10 protein-coding genes are annotated in these 17,198 nt (G+C 62.0%); all 10 read right to left on the bottom strand.

Annotation, left to right across the window (positions count from 1 at the left end):
* Positions 1-91: 91 nt before the first annotated feature.
* Positions 92-661, bottom strand: a complete 570-nt coding sequence (locus tag ACX12D_RS23160) for a hypothetical protein (protein WP_459375812.1) — start codon at positions 659-661, stop codon at positions 92-94.
* Positions 662-813: 152 nt separating this feature from the next.
* Positions 814-1,197, bottom strand: a complete 384-nt coding sequence (locus ACX12D_RS23155) for a hypothetical protein (protein ID WP_459375811.1) — start codon at positions 1,195-1,197, stop codon at positions 814-816.
* Positions 1,198-1,316: 119 nt separating this feature from the next.
* On the bottom strand, positions 1,317-1,772 hold the full coding sequence (locus tag ACX12D_RS23150) for a hypothetical protein (protein ID WP_459375810.1): 456 nt from the start codon (positions 1,770-1,772) through the stop codon (positions 1,317-1,319).
* A 200-nt stretch (positions 1,773-1,972) separates the two neighbouring features.
* Positions 1,973-2,386 (bottom strand): hypothetical protein, encoded by a 414-nt coding sequence (locus ACX12D_RS23145; protein ID WP_459375809.1) that lies wholly within the window; start codon positions 2,384-2,386, stop codon positions 1,973-1,975.
* A 55-nt stretch (positions 2,387-2,441) separates the two neighbouring features.
* Positions 2,442-2,618: a hypothetical protein gene (locus ACX12D_RS23140; RefSeq protein ID WP_459375808.1), complete on the bottom strand. Its 177-nt coding sequence runs from the start codon at positions 2,616-2,618 to the stop codon at positions 2,442-2,444.
* Positions 2,615-2,926 (bottom strand): hypothetical protein, encoded by a 312-nt coding sequence (locus ACX12D_RS23135; protein WP_459375807.1) that lies wholly within the window; start codon positions 2,924-2,926, stop codon positions 2,615-2,617. Before ACX12D_RS23135 ends, ACX12D_RS23140 begins: the two co-directional genes overlap by 4 nt.
* Positions 2,927-3,224: 298 nt before the next feature.
* Entirely contained in the window at positions 3,225-3,686 is a 462-nt protein-coding gene (locus tag ACX12D_RS23130) for a hypothetical protein (RefSeq protein WP_459375806.1), read from the bottom strand.
* Between the two features lie 283 nt (positions 3,687-3,969).
* The gene (locus ACX12D_RS23125; protein WP_459375804.1) at positions 3,970-4,332 is read right to left on the bottom strand and encodes a hypothetical protein; all 363 of its coding nucleotides are present in this window, start codon (positions 4,330-4,332) and stop codon (positions 3,970-3,972) included.
* A 5-nt stretch (positions 4,333-4,337) separates the two neighbouring features.
* Entirely contained in the window at positions 4,338-15,413 is an 11,076-nt protein-coding gene (locus ACX12D_RS23120; protein WP_459375803.1) for a hemagglutinin repeat-containing protein, read from the bottom strand.
* Between the two features lie 505 nt (positions 15,414-15,918).
* Positions 15,919-17,181 carry a M20/M25/M40 family metallo-hydrolase gene (locus ACX12D_RS23115; protein ID WP_459375802.1) on the bottom strand — a complete coding sequence of 421 codons (1,263 nt, stop codon included), beginning with the start codon at positions 17,179-17,181 and terminating at the stop codon, positions 15,919-15,921.
* Between the last annotated feature and the right edge of the window lie 17 nt (positions 17,182-17,198).

The raw sequence follows: 17,198 nt of genomic DNA, 5'->3' as shown, positions 1-17,198 counted from the left end.
CCCGGATACGACGTCCGGCCAAGGGGTCGCGCGCTCTGCGTTACGCACAACGCCCGCGCCCCCAGCCCGACAAGAAAACAATGGCAGAGCGCTACTCCACGCTAGCCGGAGCAACCGCAGAAGCCGGCGCGGCTTCCGCCGCCGCCTCGGCAGCCTCCTTGGGCGGCGCCTCCTCCTTGATCACATAGGACGGATCGGCAACCCAACGCCCCAGATCCTTCCCTATGGCAACGGCGGTACGGTCAAGGATGGAGCACGTCCCCTTGAAGCCACCCCACATCCCACCCACCGACCACCGGTTGATCTTGGTATTGCGGATCACCTTGCCGCCTTCAAGTAGATCGGCAGTCACAGTGATAGCTTTAGGGCCAGTCCAGGCACCGCCGCCAACACCAAGAATGTGGGTGATTTGCAGCCGGAGCACCTGTGCACCGTTGGCATCGCCCGTGGACGCGACCGTGCCGTCGCCGGTCTTGTTCCGCTTGCGCAGTACATCGCCGACGCGGGTGGTCAACATGTTCTCGATCTGGCATTCGGACTTGACCTGGTCGACTACGCTGGCGCCCGGAGCGTAGGTGACTGGGGTTTCCAGGAGGACCGGGCTGGCCGCGAAAGCGGTGGTGGCGGAAAGGCAAAGACCGATTAAGAACAGATTTTTCATGATTTTATTTTTAGAGAAAGTTAAATTGCGTGTAGCTCTATGCGCCAACGTCTGATTACGATCGGCATACTCAATGACCCACGCGCCGCCATATCGAAATTACGCGCGAAGAACGCTACTCCCTCTCGGGGAAATATATTTTGCCGCTACATCTATAACCTACCGATCGTATCCTCCACCTCATCATCCCAAAAATTTCCAGGTGGCGCATAAACCCCGCTGGTCAATATAGGACACCACCCGTAATCGAAATAGAAAAATGAAAGATCAATGATCTTGTAGAGCCCCATCTGAATTTCACTCAGTGTCACCATTCCGTGCTTGTAGTGGGTAAAATTCCCACCAGCACCCGCTACAGCCCGCTCTTCAAGCAACATACGATCCCATCCATCAACGACGCCGACCACGTCTTGAAGAGGCGATTGAAAGACGACTTCAAACAGCGACCCGGATACACGGCACAGGCATGGAATGTTCTTCTGCCTGATCAGGCTCAGCGAAACTAGGTTTTCTGCGAACTCAATTTTCAAATTCATAATCATGCTTCCCAAGGAGCACCGATGGAGAGGCATTACTCAAATACTGCGCGTCGTTCTTGCATCCGCTCCTGACCTTGAAACCATTGTAAAATCAATAACTTATGATCCACGAGCGGCTATTTTTTTGAAAACACCGCTTTCAAATGCTGTGCCAAGCCACATAGATCCGCATAAGCCAACGGCCCCAAGTCCGGATATTCGTCCCCCACATACTGCTCAGCAGGAACCCCGACCTCTCGCGCCACTTCGGATAAATCAATAACTAGTTTTGGGCAAATCATCCAATTGGTGGTTCCTGGGAACGAATCCCGAGAATGCCCCACCATTACCCACTTGACATTTCCCTCAAATTCATCCACAGCCGACTTAATTTTTGATATTATTTCAGGATTTTCATCCAAAAATCTAAAACTGGTGAAAGGCGGAACTTTAGATCGATCCTCACTTATTGGATCTTGATCTTTGAATTTGAAAATCGGATATCTTGACTCAAATCTTTTCCAAGCCAGCGGACCGAGCTCTTCAATAAAATCAAGCAGCTCCCGTCCTTGCTTTGCATCGTCAGATCCCATTACTGCAGCCCCGTTAACTTGCTAGAAGTGGTTATCCCGCCGGAATCAATACTCCGCTCCCAATGGAATGGATTTTGCCGAAATACGAGAATCACAGCATGTAATTTACCCGACCACTCTCGAAAGTAACACACGGTTCTTCGGCGTATCACCGAAACACCCTTCACTCGCCTCAATCCAGGCTTTGGAAAATTTCCGACTTAATCACTGGATAAAATGGACTTTAGCTCCTTAGCTGAGTATTCATCCTGACCGGGTAATGCACCTGAATCATTGTAGACAATAGAATCGGCGTAACTACATAGTGCGTATGCAACAACGCCTGCAAAAGCCCATTCTCCTCTTGTTGTTACGCCAGCCAACCACATCCATTTATCATCCCCCGTGACATCGGGAGTTGTCTCACAAAACGAAACCCAGCACTTCTCACCAGTACCAACGTCCTCTACGAAAACGAAGCAATCTTTCCAGCCCTTATCAATATCTGATGATTTACTGCTGTATATATTTGGCACTGATCTACCAATATCTGAGAACCCGGAGGCAATCAAATTAATAATCTCGCTGAGCCCCGACGGAACCGCATGAAGGGGAACAAAGATACTACTTGCCATACCAGCCACCTTTCACAACTGATATTCTTGACCACCTCACGTGCAGTTACTCAAACTAGTTCAATTTCGATTCGATCATGAGCAATGCGATAAAATCATCAAATTCTGGTTCCGACGTTCCATCACTGCAACGAAATTTAATTTTTTCTGCATTACCCTCGACAATCATGCCGGCGTTGCCGATCCAAGCCTGAATCACCCCGTCAACTCGCCACACATTCCAGGCCTTCAAGACTGTGTCCGAGGCACTTTCTCCAGATCAACAACATCTGGACTGGTATCTGCCCATAGAACGATATCTTTCTGCCTCTGACCTGCGACGGTGATATAACCACGATCAACCTTTAGTCTAAGTCCTTGAACTGGACTATTCTTGGCTGATACTCGCTCCAGACCGACGTGCCATTTCCCCGCTGCCAGAGGGAGCCGATGTATCGGCACCACGGACACATCATCGAGAATTACCGGCTGACCTTGGGACTCTTGAAACAACAGGGCAAGTGTTTTTGAAGGCATAGATCCCAGGATACTGTAGGTCATATACATCCATCTCCGCTCCGCTTTCATCTCACCTTTTCGGGTCCATCCGCTATAACCAACTGTAGATGGACGCGGGCGCGCATTGCCAATGCATAGATAATTGTATGCACTGCCAATATCACCGACTTTCTCAAAAAACTAACCCCCTCACTTTATCGTTCGCGCCACAAATCCAATAATCAGGAGATGGGGGCTTGTTCGGGCAGCGCTCGCGGTGCTTTGCGCGGACGTCCAAAATGGACAGACTGAACGGGCACTCGCCTCCGAATCCGTCAATCGATATAACGAGGGAATTACCTTACAGTTGCTCACCTGAAAATACTGAGCGAACGTGTGAAACCAACCCCAAAAGATCAGCGTAGGCTATCGGCCCAAACTCCGGATAGTTCAGTGCCATATATTGGCCGACCGTCATGCCAGCATCGATAGCAATTTTCCGATATTCAGATGTTCTCTTTGGATAGATAATCCAGTTTGTTGTTCCCGGAAACATATCTCGCGAGTGTCCTTCCATGACCCACTCAATCTCTCCGCTGTATGTTTCTACCGCGAATCTAAGTCTATGAATCACTTCTGGATCTTCACTCTCAAATCGAAAGCTAGTATAAGGCGGCATCGCCGACCTATCTTCCATTTTCGGTTGCTGACCTCTAAATTGAATTTCTTGATATCTAGATTCAGTTTTTTGCCAAGCGAGCTGACCGAATTTTTCAATAACATCAAGCAACTCTCGCCCTTGCTTTGTATCTTCGGATCCCATCACTTCTGCCCCTGCTCGTCCTTCGCCTTCTGCGCTCGAATATCTTGCCAATAGCCTGGTTGGCGTTGGCCTTGATTCACCTCTGATTATCTGGGTGCAACTGCCGGGATAGCTATCAGAAAAATATATGGCAAGACCGGCTCCATTTTCTAGATCCTATTCGCTCGATACAAACGAGCTCCCAGAAAAATCGACAACACCACTTTATTCACCATTAGCGATGCTATAAGCCTTATTCAACTATACCAATATCATAGGTTCAATATCCGGCACCGTCCTCGTTTTACAAAAAACTACCCCGAACCAAAAGTAGATCGGCTTGAAAGTCGGCATCCGTAAATCTAGAATCCCTGTACTCTGGATTAATTCCAGCATCAAATCCATCCACTTCTGATTTCAGCTCCCCCAACACATCTTGAGTGAATAAATCATCGATATTCATATCGATCATACCTTCCTTTGCGCAACAAAATAAAGAAACCAGAAGACATAGCTTTTGGAACTTTCCCTCGCTAAATATCAGCTCAACATAATCATAGGTATACGCAAATGCCTGTCCGGGACTAAACCCCATTTTTTTAATTGCGGAAGAATACGTTTCGCGCACCAACTCACATAGGTTATAATAGTTATTTGTTGATTTCATAGAATTTAATGTGTAAAAACATTTAACTGAATATTTGGAAACATATTTCTAAACTGCACAATCACACTGGTGCAGCTTGGGCAGACCGCCTTTTCAGAAAAAAGATTAATTGATCCGACGACATTTCTATCCCCACCCAATCGCTGCGCAATCGTTTCTAGTATCTTAAACTCAGTATCAACATCTCGCAAATATGCCATTTCACCACCAATATATTTTGATGTTGCTTCCGCTGGCTTCAACAACCATGAGTCCATATCTCCCATCGGCTTAGGAATGAAGTCCCCGACAGCATCATGATACCCGCTGAATGCTTTCATTGTAGATGGTTCGCTAGAGAAAGCAGGAATCCTAATTTCTGCGATTCCAACGTTTCCGCCTAGGGGTAACTCGGTTCGTACTGCAGCCACTGTATCGGATAGACGTTTTTGAATCTCGGGCGCCGACTTGTTACTGAGGTATGGCAGAACATTGTCTTTGACCACTGCAGTGGCAATAATTTCTGCGGCATCCACCTCTCCTTTCTTGGCAATATTAAGTGCGCCTAACTTGAGCAGTGCTTCTTTGGCGGCTTTAATTCCAAAAGATGCGAGTGAGACAAACCCTTTTCCTGGAATCAAATCCTCGGGCGATAGCAACGGGGTCTCGAGCCCCTGAGCCTTAGCTTGCGATACAAGCCAAGTGCTGCTCAGCTTGGCGCAATCTACGCTCGAAGAATTCGCATCGCAGCCAGCGGATTTCATTTGCTTCAGAATGAAATCCGATACCTCCCGGCATCCGGTACCCGGCTCACAGCGATTCACCGCAGTGGCAAGATTTTGATCATTCTCTCGATCTTTTTCCGCGTAGATCTTGGCCTCTTCGCACGCCTTCGGGTTTGTCGAACCGCACGCTGCTTTTGCCTTTTCGAAAGCCTCTCGGTCAACGTGGTTCAGGTAGTTATTCTCCGTCGCCACCTTCCCAATATTCGCACCCGCAGCAACATCAGCAACCGACCCGCCTGCCGCGCCACCCGCCACCCCACCAACAACCAGCCCAGCCAACTGCACCAACGCCTTACGATCGTTCTCACTCAGGCCCGGCTGATCGAGGAGCGCCTTACCAAAAGCCTCCATTGCCAGCGAGGCCGCCGCTCCACCTGCTGCGCCCGCAGCGAAGCTGCCACCGGCCGCCTGGGCAAGCAGACCGCCCACCAGAGCGTGAACAGCGGCCTTGGTGCCGGGCGAGGAGCCCACCAGCATGTCACCGATCTTGTCATAAACCATCGGCGCCAACTGCTGCACCAGTTCGGCCCGGACCTTGTTCTCCTCCTGCTGCTCCTTCACCTTCTTCGCATCAAAGATCTTATCGATAGCCTGGTTAGCGCCATCCGTATCCCGATTCAAGCTGGCAAGCACTTCTTCCACGGTCTTGCCAGTCTTCTCCTTCTGCGCCTCAGCATTGGTAATGGTCACCGTGCCATTGGCAATAGCGCTCCGGGTAGTGCCGGCGGCATTGCCTTCGATCGGTTTTTGCGCATTGCCTGCTGCCGTGGCTGCCAGGGAGTTGACGCCGTTCTGCAGCAGGTTCCCGTTGCCCCACTCGATGTGTGCCTTGGTCAGGGTGTCGCCGTCTTTGACGGCCGGCATGCTCTTGCCAGCGGTGAAGCTGCCGGCAATGGTGGACGAACTGCTGCTGTACTCCGCCTTGTTCTCAATATCGCTAGTGGTCAGCGTGCCAGTGGTGAGGCTGTTCTTGCCAGCGTCAGCCGTGCTGGCCAGCACCGCGCCCTTCAGGTCCGTGTTCTCCTTGACGTTGACCTGGAACCCGCCATTGCCCGCGTAGATGCCGCTTTGCTCCCTGACCGAGTTGTAGGTGCTGTCGGTGTTGCCGCTCGATACACTTACGCTGCCGCTGACCGTGGTGCCGTAGCAGATCGGGGGCACGCACAGGCTGGCCTGGAAGCCGGATGACGATTCGCGGCTGTGGTAGTTGTCGGTGTCTTGCCGGCTTTCCACATTGAGGTTGCGCCCCACGTCTGCCCGCACGGTGTCGCCAGTGACTTGTGCGCCCTTGAGGTTGGTGTCGCGCCCGCTGGTGATGGTGAGCTGGTCGCTGGCGCTAACATGGCTGTTGTGGTTGGTGACGGAGTCGCCGTCGCCCTTGGCTTTGTTCTGGCTGGCGGCGAGTTCGAGCGTGAAGCCGTTTTGCTGTCCGCCAAGTGCCAGCCCCACGCCGATGCTGGCGTTGCTGCCGCCGCTCTTGCTGCTTTGGCTGGCGGTGTCTTGCGCGCTTTCCAGGTTGACGTCGCGGGCGGCGCTGAGGGTGACGGTCTTGCCGTCGATCTGTACGCCGTGCCCGGTGATGTCGCCGTCGGTGGCGTAGCCGTTGGCGTCCTTGCCGCCGGAGCCGGCGGCGACGATGGTGACGGCGTTGCCGGCCTTGACGGTGGTGCCTTGGTTGGCGCTGGCCTGGCTGCGGGATTCGGACTCGGAGCTGCCGCCGCCGATGCTGACGGTGGCTTTGATCAGCGCGGTGCCGCCGGTGCCGCCGCTGGCGAGGTCCCGGACGGTGCTGACGCCGTTGGCGACCGCAAGCGCGGCCTGTGCCGCGTAGAGCCCGCGCAGGCGGTCGTTCTTGCTGTCTTCCATGCCGCGGGCGGCGTTCTCGATGGTTTGCGCGGCGGTCACCGCGTAGCCGGACAGGGCGAGCGTGACGCCGTACTGGCTGGTTTTGTCGACCTGGTGGCTGTTTGCGGTGTCCTTGCCGGGGTCAAGCACCACGTTCTTGCCGATCAGCGTGACGTCTTTCCCGGCGGCGATGTCGGCGCCGCGTGCGGTGAGGTCGTCCTTGGCGCTGATGGTGACGTTGCCGCTCTGGCTGACCACCTGGCTGCGAATGGTGTTTTCGGTGGTCTGCGCCGTGTCCAGGTGGTGGGATTCGGTGCGGATGCCGACGGTGCCGGTGTAGCCGGTGCCGCCCAGGTCGCCAATCTGGCGGCCGCTGCTGTCGGTGCGCTTGGTCTTGCTGTCCTGGCCGGAGAGGATGTCGACCTTGCCTTGCAGCGCGGCTAGCGTGAGGTCGCCTTCGGCGGACAGGCCGCTGCCGGCGATGGTGATGTCGCCGCTGCGGGCCTTGACGGCGACGGTGTTGCCTGTGACCACCGTGGCGTTTTGCCGGGTGGCGCTGGCATCGCCGCTGGCGCTGGCTTTCTGGTTGCCATACGGCAGCATGGTGACGCCGCCGTTGTTGGGGCCGCCGCCGACAAAGCGGCCGATGTCGCCAAGCGAGGGCGCGGCGGTGCTCAAGCTCCAGCCGCTGCTGCTGGAGCTGGTGGCTTCGCGGTAGCTGTCGGTGGAGGCTTGCAGCAGGACGTCGCGCTGGGCGTCGAGGATGGCGGCGGCGCCGGCGCTGACGGTGCTGCCGGCGATCAGGATATTGCCGTCGGTGGCTTTGCCGTTGGCGTCCTTGTCGCCGTTGCCGGTGGCGCGCAGGCGGATATCGCCGGCGGCGGTGAGCTGGCTGCCCTTTTGGGAGATCGATTCGGTCTCCACCTGGCTGCTGCTGCGGTTGCTGCCAAAGGTGATGCCGACCTGCGGCGCGGTGAAGGCGGCGGCGCCGAGTTCATTGAGCGTTTGCTTGGCGCGGGTGACGGCGCTGGGGTTGCGCTGGATGTCCTGGAGGTTGCGCGCCGTGTCGAGCGGCGTGCCGGTGAGCGCCATGGACAGGCCGCTGGAGCGGCTGCTCTGGCTGCTTTCCTGGGTGATGTGATCCACGCCGGCCAGCACGGCGATGTTCTGCGCCTGGATGTCGATATGGCCGGCGGTGGTGTTGCCTTCCTTGCGCCCGGCGATCAGGTCGCTGCCGAGGATGGTGGCGTCGCGCCCGGCGCTGATGGTGACATTGCCGTTGGTGGCGCCCACGGTGCTGCGCGCATCGCTCTGGGTGACGGCAAGTGCGTGCCCAGCGCTGTTGGCCTGGTTGCTGCCTACCGAGACGCCGATGCCGCCCTTGCCGGCAAAGGCAGAGAGGCCGGAGGATTTTTGCTCGTGCGCGTAGCTTTCTTCCCGGGTGTTCTGGCCGGCGGTGATCAGCACGTTGCCTTTGGTGGCGGCCAGGGACACGCCGTCAGTGGCGGCGATGCCGCTCTGGCGCACGGTGAGGTCGTTGCCAGCGGTGACGCGCACGGTGTCGCCGCTGACCACGCTGCCGACGCCAAGGTCGGCATGGCTGCTGGTCTGGTCGTGGCTGGAGCTGCGCGAGAGCAGGCCGCTGCTTCTGCTGCGGCCATCGTAACTGGCGTCGTGCACTTCCCGGGCTTCGCCGATGGTGATGTCCTGGGTGGCGACGATGCTGACGCCGGAGCCGCTCACGCCGCTCACGCCGGGCTTGCCGGCGCTGACTTCCGAGCCGGTCAGCGTGACGCTGCCAGTGCCCGTGCCTGTGACCGGCGCGGCGGTGATGCCGCTGGCTCCCAGCAGGCCGGCTGCCAGCGTGGTTTGCCCGGCTGCCAGGGTGGCGCTGGTGCCGCCTTGCACGGTGCTGCCGCGTACGGTTTCGTCATAGGCGGACTGCGCGTAGGACGCGCCCTTGCCGCCCAGCGAGCCTTCGCTGTGGGCGGTGCTGTCCTTCGCGGCCGTGACGGTGAGATCCCGCCCGGCGATGAGGGAGACATCGCCGCCCGCCCCTACCTTGGACCCCGCCAGCGCGGCGTCGCGCCCGGCCACCGCCACCACATTGCCGCCAGCCTGCACCGTGCTGCCGGCCACCGTGCTGGTCTTGTCGTGGGAATAGCTTTGCCCGCCGCGCGAGACGGCGTCCTGCGTGGTGCCGAGGGTGAGCGCGCCAATGGTGAGGTCGCGGCCGGCGCCGATCAGTGCGCCCTTGCCGGCTTCGAGCACGGCGCCGCTGAGCGTGACGTCGCGCCCGGCCAGCACTACGGCGTTGCCGGTTGCCGAAATCGCCGCCACCGCGGCCACGCCCGTGGCGCCCGCGCTGTAGCCGTTGGGGCCAATCGTGCGGACTTCCGTGACGGTCTGCGTTTCGTTGACCACGTCGCGCCCGGCTTGCACCAGGACGTCCTGGCCGCCGATGCGCCCGCCCAGGTTGCGTACGTCCTGCAGCGCCTGGACCACGGTGGTGCCGGTGGTGTCGCCAATGGCGCCGCGGTTGACGATGTTGTTGCCAAGCACCTGTGTGGCGACGTCGCCGACGATGCGGCCGCTGTTGTTGACGTTGCCGGTGGCATTGAGCGCGACGCTGTTGCCGGTGACGAGCGCGCCGGTGCTGTTGAGGTCGACGGCGCTGGATTGCGCCAGGTAGACCTTGGGCACCAGCACCGATTGATGCGTGCCGTCGGGCAGCGTCACGTCTTGCGCTACCAGCCAGACCATGTCGGTGGTGAGCTGGCGCATCTGGTCGTCGGACAGGCCTACGCCGGGGGACAGGCCGAAGGATTTGGCGTAGGTCACGCCGCTGTTCATCAGGGCCTGGTATTCCTTCATCTGGTCGGTGTAGCCGGCCAGGAAGGTACGGCCGGTTAGTGCCGTGACCTGGTCGCGGACGAGCTTTTCTTCATAGAAGCCGTCGCCGAGGCGCTTTTGCACCTGCTGCGGGTCCAGGCCGAGCGCGCCCAGCATGTAGTCGCTGGAGAGGAAGGTCTTGTACTGGGTGAAGCGTGAGTCGGTCTCGATCAGGTAGGGCGTGGCCGGGGCCGGGCGCAGCGTGAACAGGCCGTTGACGGGCAGCGTCAGGTTGGGAATGCCGCCGGCGGCGGTGCCGAGCGTCTGCGGGCGGTTGGTGGTGCCGGTGGCGGCCGCGACGGGGCCGGCGCCGAGGGTTGGCGCGGCGCCGGCCGTGCCCGCCAGGCTGTCAAGCTGCGTGCCGGAGGCGCTGCCGCCCGCCACGCCGCTGCCAGTGACGGTCTGGCCGATGCGGTTGACGGAGCCGACGGTGATGTCCTGCGCGGTGGTCTGCACCGCCTGGTTGGCGGTGGCAAGGGCCGGCAGCGCGGCCACCGTGGTGGGTGCCTGGGGCGTGGTCGGATACGGCACCGTTTGCTGATCGCTGTTGCCGCCGGATTTCTGGTGCCAGTAGAAGGTGGAGGTGTCGGTGGTGCTGACCGTCTGCTGGAGTACCGTGCCGACGTCCTGTACCCCGCCGCCGGCGGCGCGCCGGGACAGGTTGCCGCCGGCGGCCATGATGGACGACTGGTTCAGGATGCTGCCACCGTCGCTGTTGATGCGGATCGAGCCCCGGGCCTGGACCCGGGCTGCCGCGGTGGCGCTGACCAGGCGGTCGGTGGCGACGGTGGTGACGGTGGTGCGGGCGATCTCGTTGTAGTCGTGAACGTCCTCGCCGAGGTCGTAGCGCACGCGCACCTGGTCCGGTCGGAGGTGCTTGGCGGGATCCCAGTCAGGCCAGAAGGTGATCTTGTAGGTGGTGCCGGTGTCCTGGATGTCCTGGAAGTGTTGGGTGGCGTTGGTCGTGAGGGCGCGAAACACGCTATAGACACAGTTCCCCATACCGTCGCAGAGGGGGAATGGGGGTGCATACTCCTCCTGCGGTGCCTGCGTGAGCGTCAGCGTTTTGGCTGCGGCGTTCACGTTGGTAACGGTCGACTTGGGCACCTCCACTGTGATCGGGTTGCGCAGGGCATTCATCATGTCCGCGCTGATGGACGCGCGTCCGCCGCTCCAGTTCCAGCTGGGGAAGGTCACGCTTCGGTGATTGCTCCGTTCGGCATCCGGGATGTTGCCAAACCAGGCCTCCAGCGTTTGCGTCGTGGTCTGCGGCGTGCCCGCCTCCGTGACGATGCTGGTACGCGTGTTGTTGACCGTGCGCGCGGCGATGTCGATATCGCCGTCTGCCTCGATCGTTGCCGAGCGGTTGTTGAGCACGCCGACCTGGTTGGCCAGCATGCCGGTGCCCGGGTCGCGCGTGCCGTCGCGGGCGATCTGCAGGTTGCCGGCGCTGTAGATCAGCGCGCCGTCCAGGTTGGAGACGGAGTTTGAGGCATGGATCTTGAGGTCCTGCGCGGCGGCGATGACGGCGGCCGGGCCGGTGTTGCTCACGTCCGCTGCCTGCACCTGCACGGTGTTGCCGATTACGGCGCCGGTGTTGGCCAGTGCGCCGCTGATGGTATTGACGGCATTGCCTTCGATGCGTCCGGCGTTGGTGATGGTGCCGTCGGCCTGGACGGTGGTGGCCTGCGAATTGATGCCGGCGCCGGCGGCGTTGTTCACATTGGCGCCGCGCACGGCCAGGCTGCCGCCGGCCGCCAGCGTGCCGGTGTTGGTTACCGCGCCGCTGGCACGGAGTTGCAGCTCGCCGTCGGCGCGCAGCTTGTTGGCGGCGTCGTTGAGATAGTCGCCCGCTACGTTGAGCGAGAGGTTGCGCCCCGCCGTCATCTCGCCGCTGCCGCTGACGGTGCCGCCGAGGCTGGACACGCCCACGTCCTGGTTGGCGCGTACCGCGCCGCCCTGGTTGGTCATGGATGCCAGGGTGAGCTGCACGTTGGTGCCGCCAAGCACGTTGCCGCCGTCATTGGCGAGCGTGGTGCTGGCCTGGTTGAGGGTCAGGCCCTTGGCGCCGTAGATCCTGCCGCTGCGATTGTCCACACTGCGGGTCACGCCCAGCGTGAGCGCGCCGGCCGCGGCAATCTGCGCGCCCGTTGCGTTGGCGAGATCGGTGGCGGCGAGGGTCACGTCGCCGTTGCCGCCGAGTGTGCCGCTGGTGTTGTCCAGCACGCCGGCGGCGGTGATGGTGGTGGCGCCGTCGCCCGCGTTGGCAAGCCGCCCGCCGTGGTTGTCGATGCCGGATGCGGCGACGGTGGCCTTGCCGTGCGCGCCGTTGGCGGTGAGCGTGCCGCCGGCGTTGCTCAGCGTGCCAGCGGCAGCGACCGACAAATCACCGCTGGTCTGCGCCGTGCCGCCGGTGTTGTCCACTTGGCCCTGGCTGGTGAGCGACAGGCCGGACTGGCCGTAAAGCGTGCCCTGGCGGTTAATCAGATCTGCGCCCGTGGTAACACTGGCGGCGCCTTGCGCGGACAGGTTGCCCCGGGTGTTGTCCAGCGAGGCCGCCTGCACGGCGAGTGTGCCGTTGCTCTGGATGGCGCCGGCTGTATTGCCCAGCGCGCCCCGGCTCGTCAGCGCCAGGGCGCCGTCTCCGGCGTGCGCGATGCGCCCGCCGTCATTGGCCAGCGACTGCGCGTCCACCGTCAGGTTCTTGCCGTTGGTGGCCAGCGTGCCCGCGGTGTTGTCGAAGGCGCCACCCGCGTTGATGACCGTATTGGCCTTGCCGAACTGGTTGATGGCGCCGCCGTTGTTGGACAAATTGCCCGTGGTGCGGATGCCGACCTGGTCGCCGTCGATGCGGCCGGCGGCGTTGTCCAGCGACGCCGCCGACAGGTCGACGATGCCACCGGACAGGGTGCCCTGGCGATTGCTGGCCGCGCCCGCCACGGTGGCCGTCAGCGCTTCGCCCGCCGTGATGCTGCCCTGGCCGTTGTCCAGCGACTGTGCCTCCAGGCTGGCATCGCCCTTGGCGGTGATCTGTGCATGATTGGCCAGCGTGCCGGCAGCCAGCTCTACCTTGCCGTTGCCGCCGATCCGGCCCGCATTGGCGTTGACCAAGGCTTGCTGCGCCTGGACCCGGGTCAAGCCGTCGCCCGCATTGACGATGCGCCCGGCGGTGTTGTCTACGCTCGCGGCGGCAAGCGACAATGCCCCGTGCGTGCCGGCGGCTTCGATCCGGCCGGCCATGTTGGTCACCGCGCCGGCGGCGCGCAGGTCCAGCGCGCCGTTGGTCTGGATGGTGCCCGCAGCATTGCCCAGCGCGCCACGGCTGGTCACGGCCAGCGTGCCGTCGCCCGCGTGCGCGACGCGGCCACTGTCGTTGGATAGCGACTGCGCGTCCACCGTCAGGTTCTTGCCGTTGGTAGCCAGCGTGCCCGAGGTGTTGTCCAGGACGCCACCCGCGCTGATGCTGGTGTCGGCCTTGCCGAACTGGTTGATGGCCCCACCGTGGTTGGCCAGGCCGCCCGCCGTGCGGATGCCAACCAGGTCGCCTTCGATACGGCCCGTGGCATTGTCGAGCGAGCCCGCCGTCAGATTGAGCGTGGCGCCCGACATCGTGCCTTGGCGATTGCTGGCCGCGCCCGCCACGGTGGCCGTGAGCGCATCGCCCGCCGACACACTGCCCCGGTTGTTGTCCAGCGACCCGGCATCCAAGCTGGCATTGGCCTGCGCGTTGATCTCGCCGGCATTGGCCAGCGCGCCGGCCTTCAGCCGCACAGTGCCATTGCCGCCGATCACGCCGCCCTTGGCGCCGCTGGCCGTGGTGCCGGCGGCATTGGCTAGCGTGCCCGTGGTGGTGACAGACAGGCCGTCTGCATTGAGCGAGGCCAGGCGGCCCGCGCTGTTGTCCAGCGAGCCGGCGTTGACGGCGAGCGCGCCGCCCGCCTGCAACTCACCTTGCTGATTGTTGACGGCGCCGGCCGACTGCAGCGTGGCTGCGCCTTGCGCCAGCATCCGTCCGCCCTGGTTGGAGACGCTGCTGGCCGTGATGGTGGTGGTGCCCTGGCTGGTCAACTGCCCCCGGTCGTTGACGAGCGCCCCGCTGGCATTGGCACTGAGCGCCCCGCCCGCCTGGCTGCTGGCGCCGCTCAGGTTGATGTCGCCCGCGCTGGCGGCGAGGCTGAGGTTGCCCAGCGCCGCGTTCTGGCTGCCGGCGAGCTGCAGCGCCGTGCCCTGCAGGCTGGCATTGCCGCCCGCAAGGTGCTTGCCGCTGGCCGACAGCGTGCCGGCCGCCACCACGCTCAGGTCCGCCTGCTGGCCGATCGCGCCATCGCGATTGACGCCTGCGCCCAACGTGCCGCTGGAGACGACGCTGCCCGCATTGACGCGCAAGCCCTGCTGCGCCGCCAGCGTGCCGCTGTTGCCCAGCGCGCCCGCGGTATCGAGCGAAACCGCCTGTGCGCCGTAAGTGGTGCCGCTGTTCTCCACGCCACCGCGCGAGGCGATGGCGAGGTTGCCGGTGGCACTGGTCTTGCCGGCGAGTTCCAGCCGGCCCTGCGCGCTGAGCGTCAGGTCGCCTGCCTGCGCAGCCAGCACGCCGCGGTTGCTGACGCCCACGCCAGCCTCGGTGCCGACCAGCAGGATCTTGTTGGCGTACATGCCGCCTAGCTGGCTCACATCAATGCCGATGCCGGGCGTGGGACCAGTCCCGGCAATGGGCGTGGCGGCCAGCGTGGCGCGGTCTACCTGGCTGGCGCCGGCGATGACGTTGAGGTTGTTGGCATAGATGGCCGCGTTGGCCGTGACGCTGCGGGCGATCAGGTCTACCTGGTCGACGTTGCCGGCGTTCAGCCCAGCGCCCTGCACCGAGATCTGGCCGCCGGTGACGCGGAAGGCGTCGAGGCTGCCGGTGCCGCCATACACGGGCACGCCGGTGGTCAGCGTGGCGCGGCTGGTATTGATGAAGCCACCGCCGTCCACCATGATGCCGTTGGGGTTGGCTACCACCACTTCGGCCCGGGCGCCGGCTACTTCCAGGTAGCCGCGCAACTGGCTGGGCAGCGCGCTGGTGACCTGGTTGACGATGATGCGCGCGTTCTGGCCCGGCAGCAGGTTGGGGTTGCCGTTGACGAAACCGGCTTGCTGGGTCGAGACGATGGTGGGCGAGTTGTTGAGGATCGCGCCGCCCTTGGGCACGTCGAACTGGGTGTAGGCGTTGGTGGATACGCCCGCACCCGAGGGCCGCGTGATGTTGACTTGCGCAAGGCCGTTGCTGGTCTGGATCACGCCGGGACGGTTGGCGCCGGCATTGGGGTCCGCCACGATCTGGGCAGTGGCCGGGGCAGCCAGCCCGAGCAGGGCAAGCGAGGCAGTGGAGGCAAACGAGGCAAAGCGCGCGTGCGGCATGGCTGGCAGCGCGGCCGCCATCGATGCGATAGCCGCCGGTCCTTGCCCTGCCCGGCGGCTGCGCCGTTGCGCGCGTGCGCCGCCTTGCTGTCCTTTTCCGATGCTGGCGGCCGATTCTTCAACGGCGACCAGCATCCCGCGATGCCTGCTGTAGACCAGGCGGAAACTGCCCTTGTTCATAATTGGATTGACCCTGGATTAGCGGTGCTTGCCTGATGACTGGCACCCTTGCCGGAATGACTGGCGACAACCGTCACTCTCTTTGAATGTATTGACAATATTTAATGATGACGGCGATGCGGTCAATCGGACACGTACGAATAGAGGGGTATTGCGAGCGCGCAAGAGCAGGCATTGCACACTGCCGCACGCCGCCAATCGACGGCTGCAAGCGGCATTGCGGGCAATGGCGCAGCGCAGGGGGGGGGCTTTGACCTACTGAAGGGGGATTGAAAAACAGACGCGCGGCGTGTTATTTACGCCGGGATAAAAGGCAACGCCTAGGATTAGGACTAGGATTAAGAATAGGATTAAGACAATCCCAATCCTAGTCCTAGGCACCTGAATCAATAGGAATAATCAGAATAGATACATATCGCTAAGAACGGAATTCAGACTATCTCCCACACTACCTCCATTAACGGCAGATGTCCGCGAGCCTTTAGCGCGCAAGACAGGCGCGGCGTCAGCTACGCCCGATTTCCTGCAGGATGCGCGTGAGCAGGTAGAGGCGCGGCACGATGGAATCGATCTCGATGTACTCATCGCGCGCGTGGTATCCGAAGCCCGCCAGGCCGAAGCTCTCCACCACCACCGCTTTGCCGGAGCGCCCGGCGAAGCCCGCATCGGTGGCGCCGCCGGTGCCTTCCGCCAGTGCCAGCTGGCGGCCATCGAGCTCGGCGTAGATGGCTTGCGCGCGCTGCGCCAGTTCGCGGCCGCGCGCGTTGGCGACAAACGCCGGCCGGCCGGTTTCCATGGTCACCGTGGTTTGCGTGTCGGGGACGAGCTTGCCTTCGTCTACCTTCTTTTGCAGCGCGGCCTGCAGCTTGCCGGCGGCGTCCTTTACCGTGGTGCGCACGTCGCCGATGGCGGTGGCGTGCTCGGGTATCTGGTTGCGGACCTCGCCGGCCTGCGCGGTGGTCCAGTTGAGCTGGGTGCCCGGCACGGATTTGGCCACGTCGCGCGTTTGCTGCAGCTGGTAGGCCAGCTCGATCAGCGCATTGCGGCCCAGCTCCGGTGCGGCGCCGGCGTGCGAGGCGCGCCCCTTCACGGCCATGACGGCGGTGGCCGTGCCGCTGGCGCCCATCAGCAGGGCCTCGGTCTTGACCACGGCCTTGGCAGCGGTGGGCTCGAACGACAGCACGACGTCGTGCTGGTCGGCCAGTTTGGCGATGGTCTCGCCGGAGCCGATGGAGCCGACTTCCTCGTCGGGGTTAAACAGTACCGTCAGTTGGGCATAGTCGTTCCAGCCGGCCGCCTTGAGGATGGCCAGTGAATGCAGGATCACCGCGATGCCGCCTTTGTCGTCGGCGATGCCGGGGCCGTAGAGCCGGTTGCCGTCCTGCTTGATGGGCTGCGTTGCCAGTATGTTGGCCGGATAGACCGTATCCATATGCGCGATCAGCATGATGCGGCGCTTGCCCGTGCCGGTCAGCGTGCCTTTGACCATGATGCCCGGGCCCTTGGTGACCGCGATGCGCTCGGTGTGGGCGCCCAGCGCCGCCAGCCGGCCTTCGGTGTAGCTGGCCATCTGCGCCAGGCCCGCTGCATTGGCGCTGCCGGACTCGATCGATACCATCTCCTTGAGCGACTGGATCACCGAGGGCTCCGCAGTGCGTGCGGCGGCCAGCAACTGGGCATCGGCGGCGTGGGCGGCGTGGACACCGCCAGTGGCGAGGATCAGGGTGGCGATGGCAGCCTGGGTGAGCCGGCGCAGGGAGGGATGCATGGTGTCTCCTGTGGAGG

The organism is Cupriavidus sp. PET2-C1, from assembly GCF_054515855.1.
Note: the sequence above shows the minus strand (reverse complement) of the source record. Positions and strands in the feature narration are given on the sequence as shown.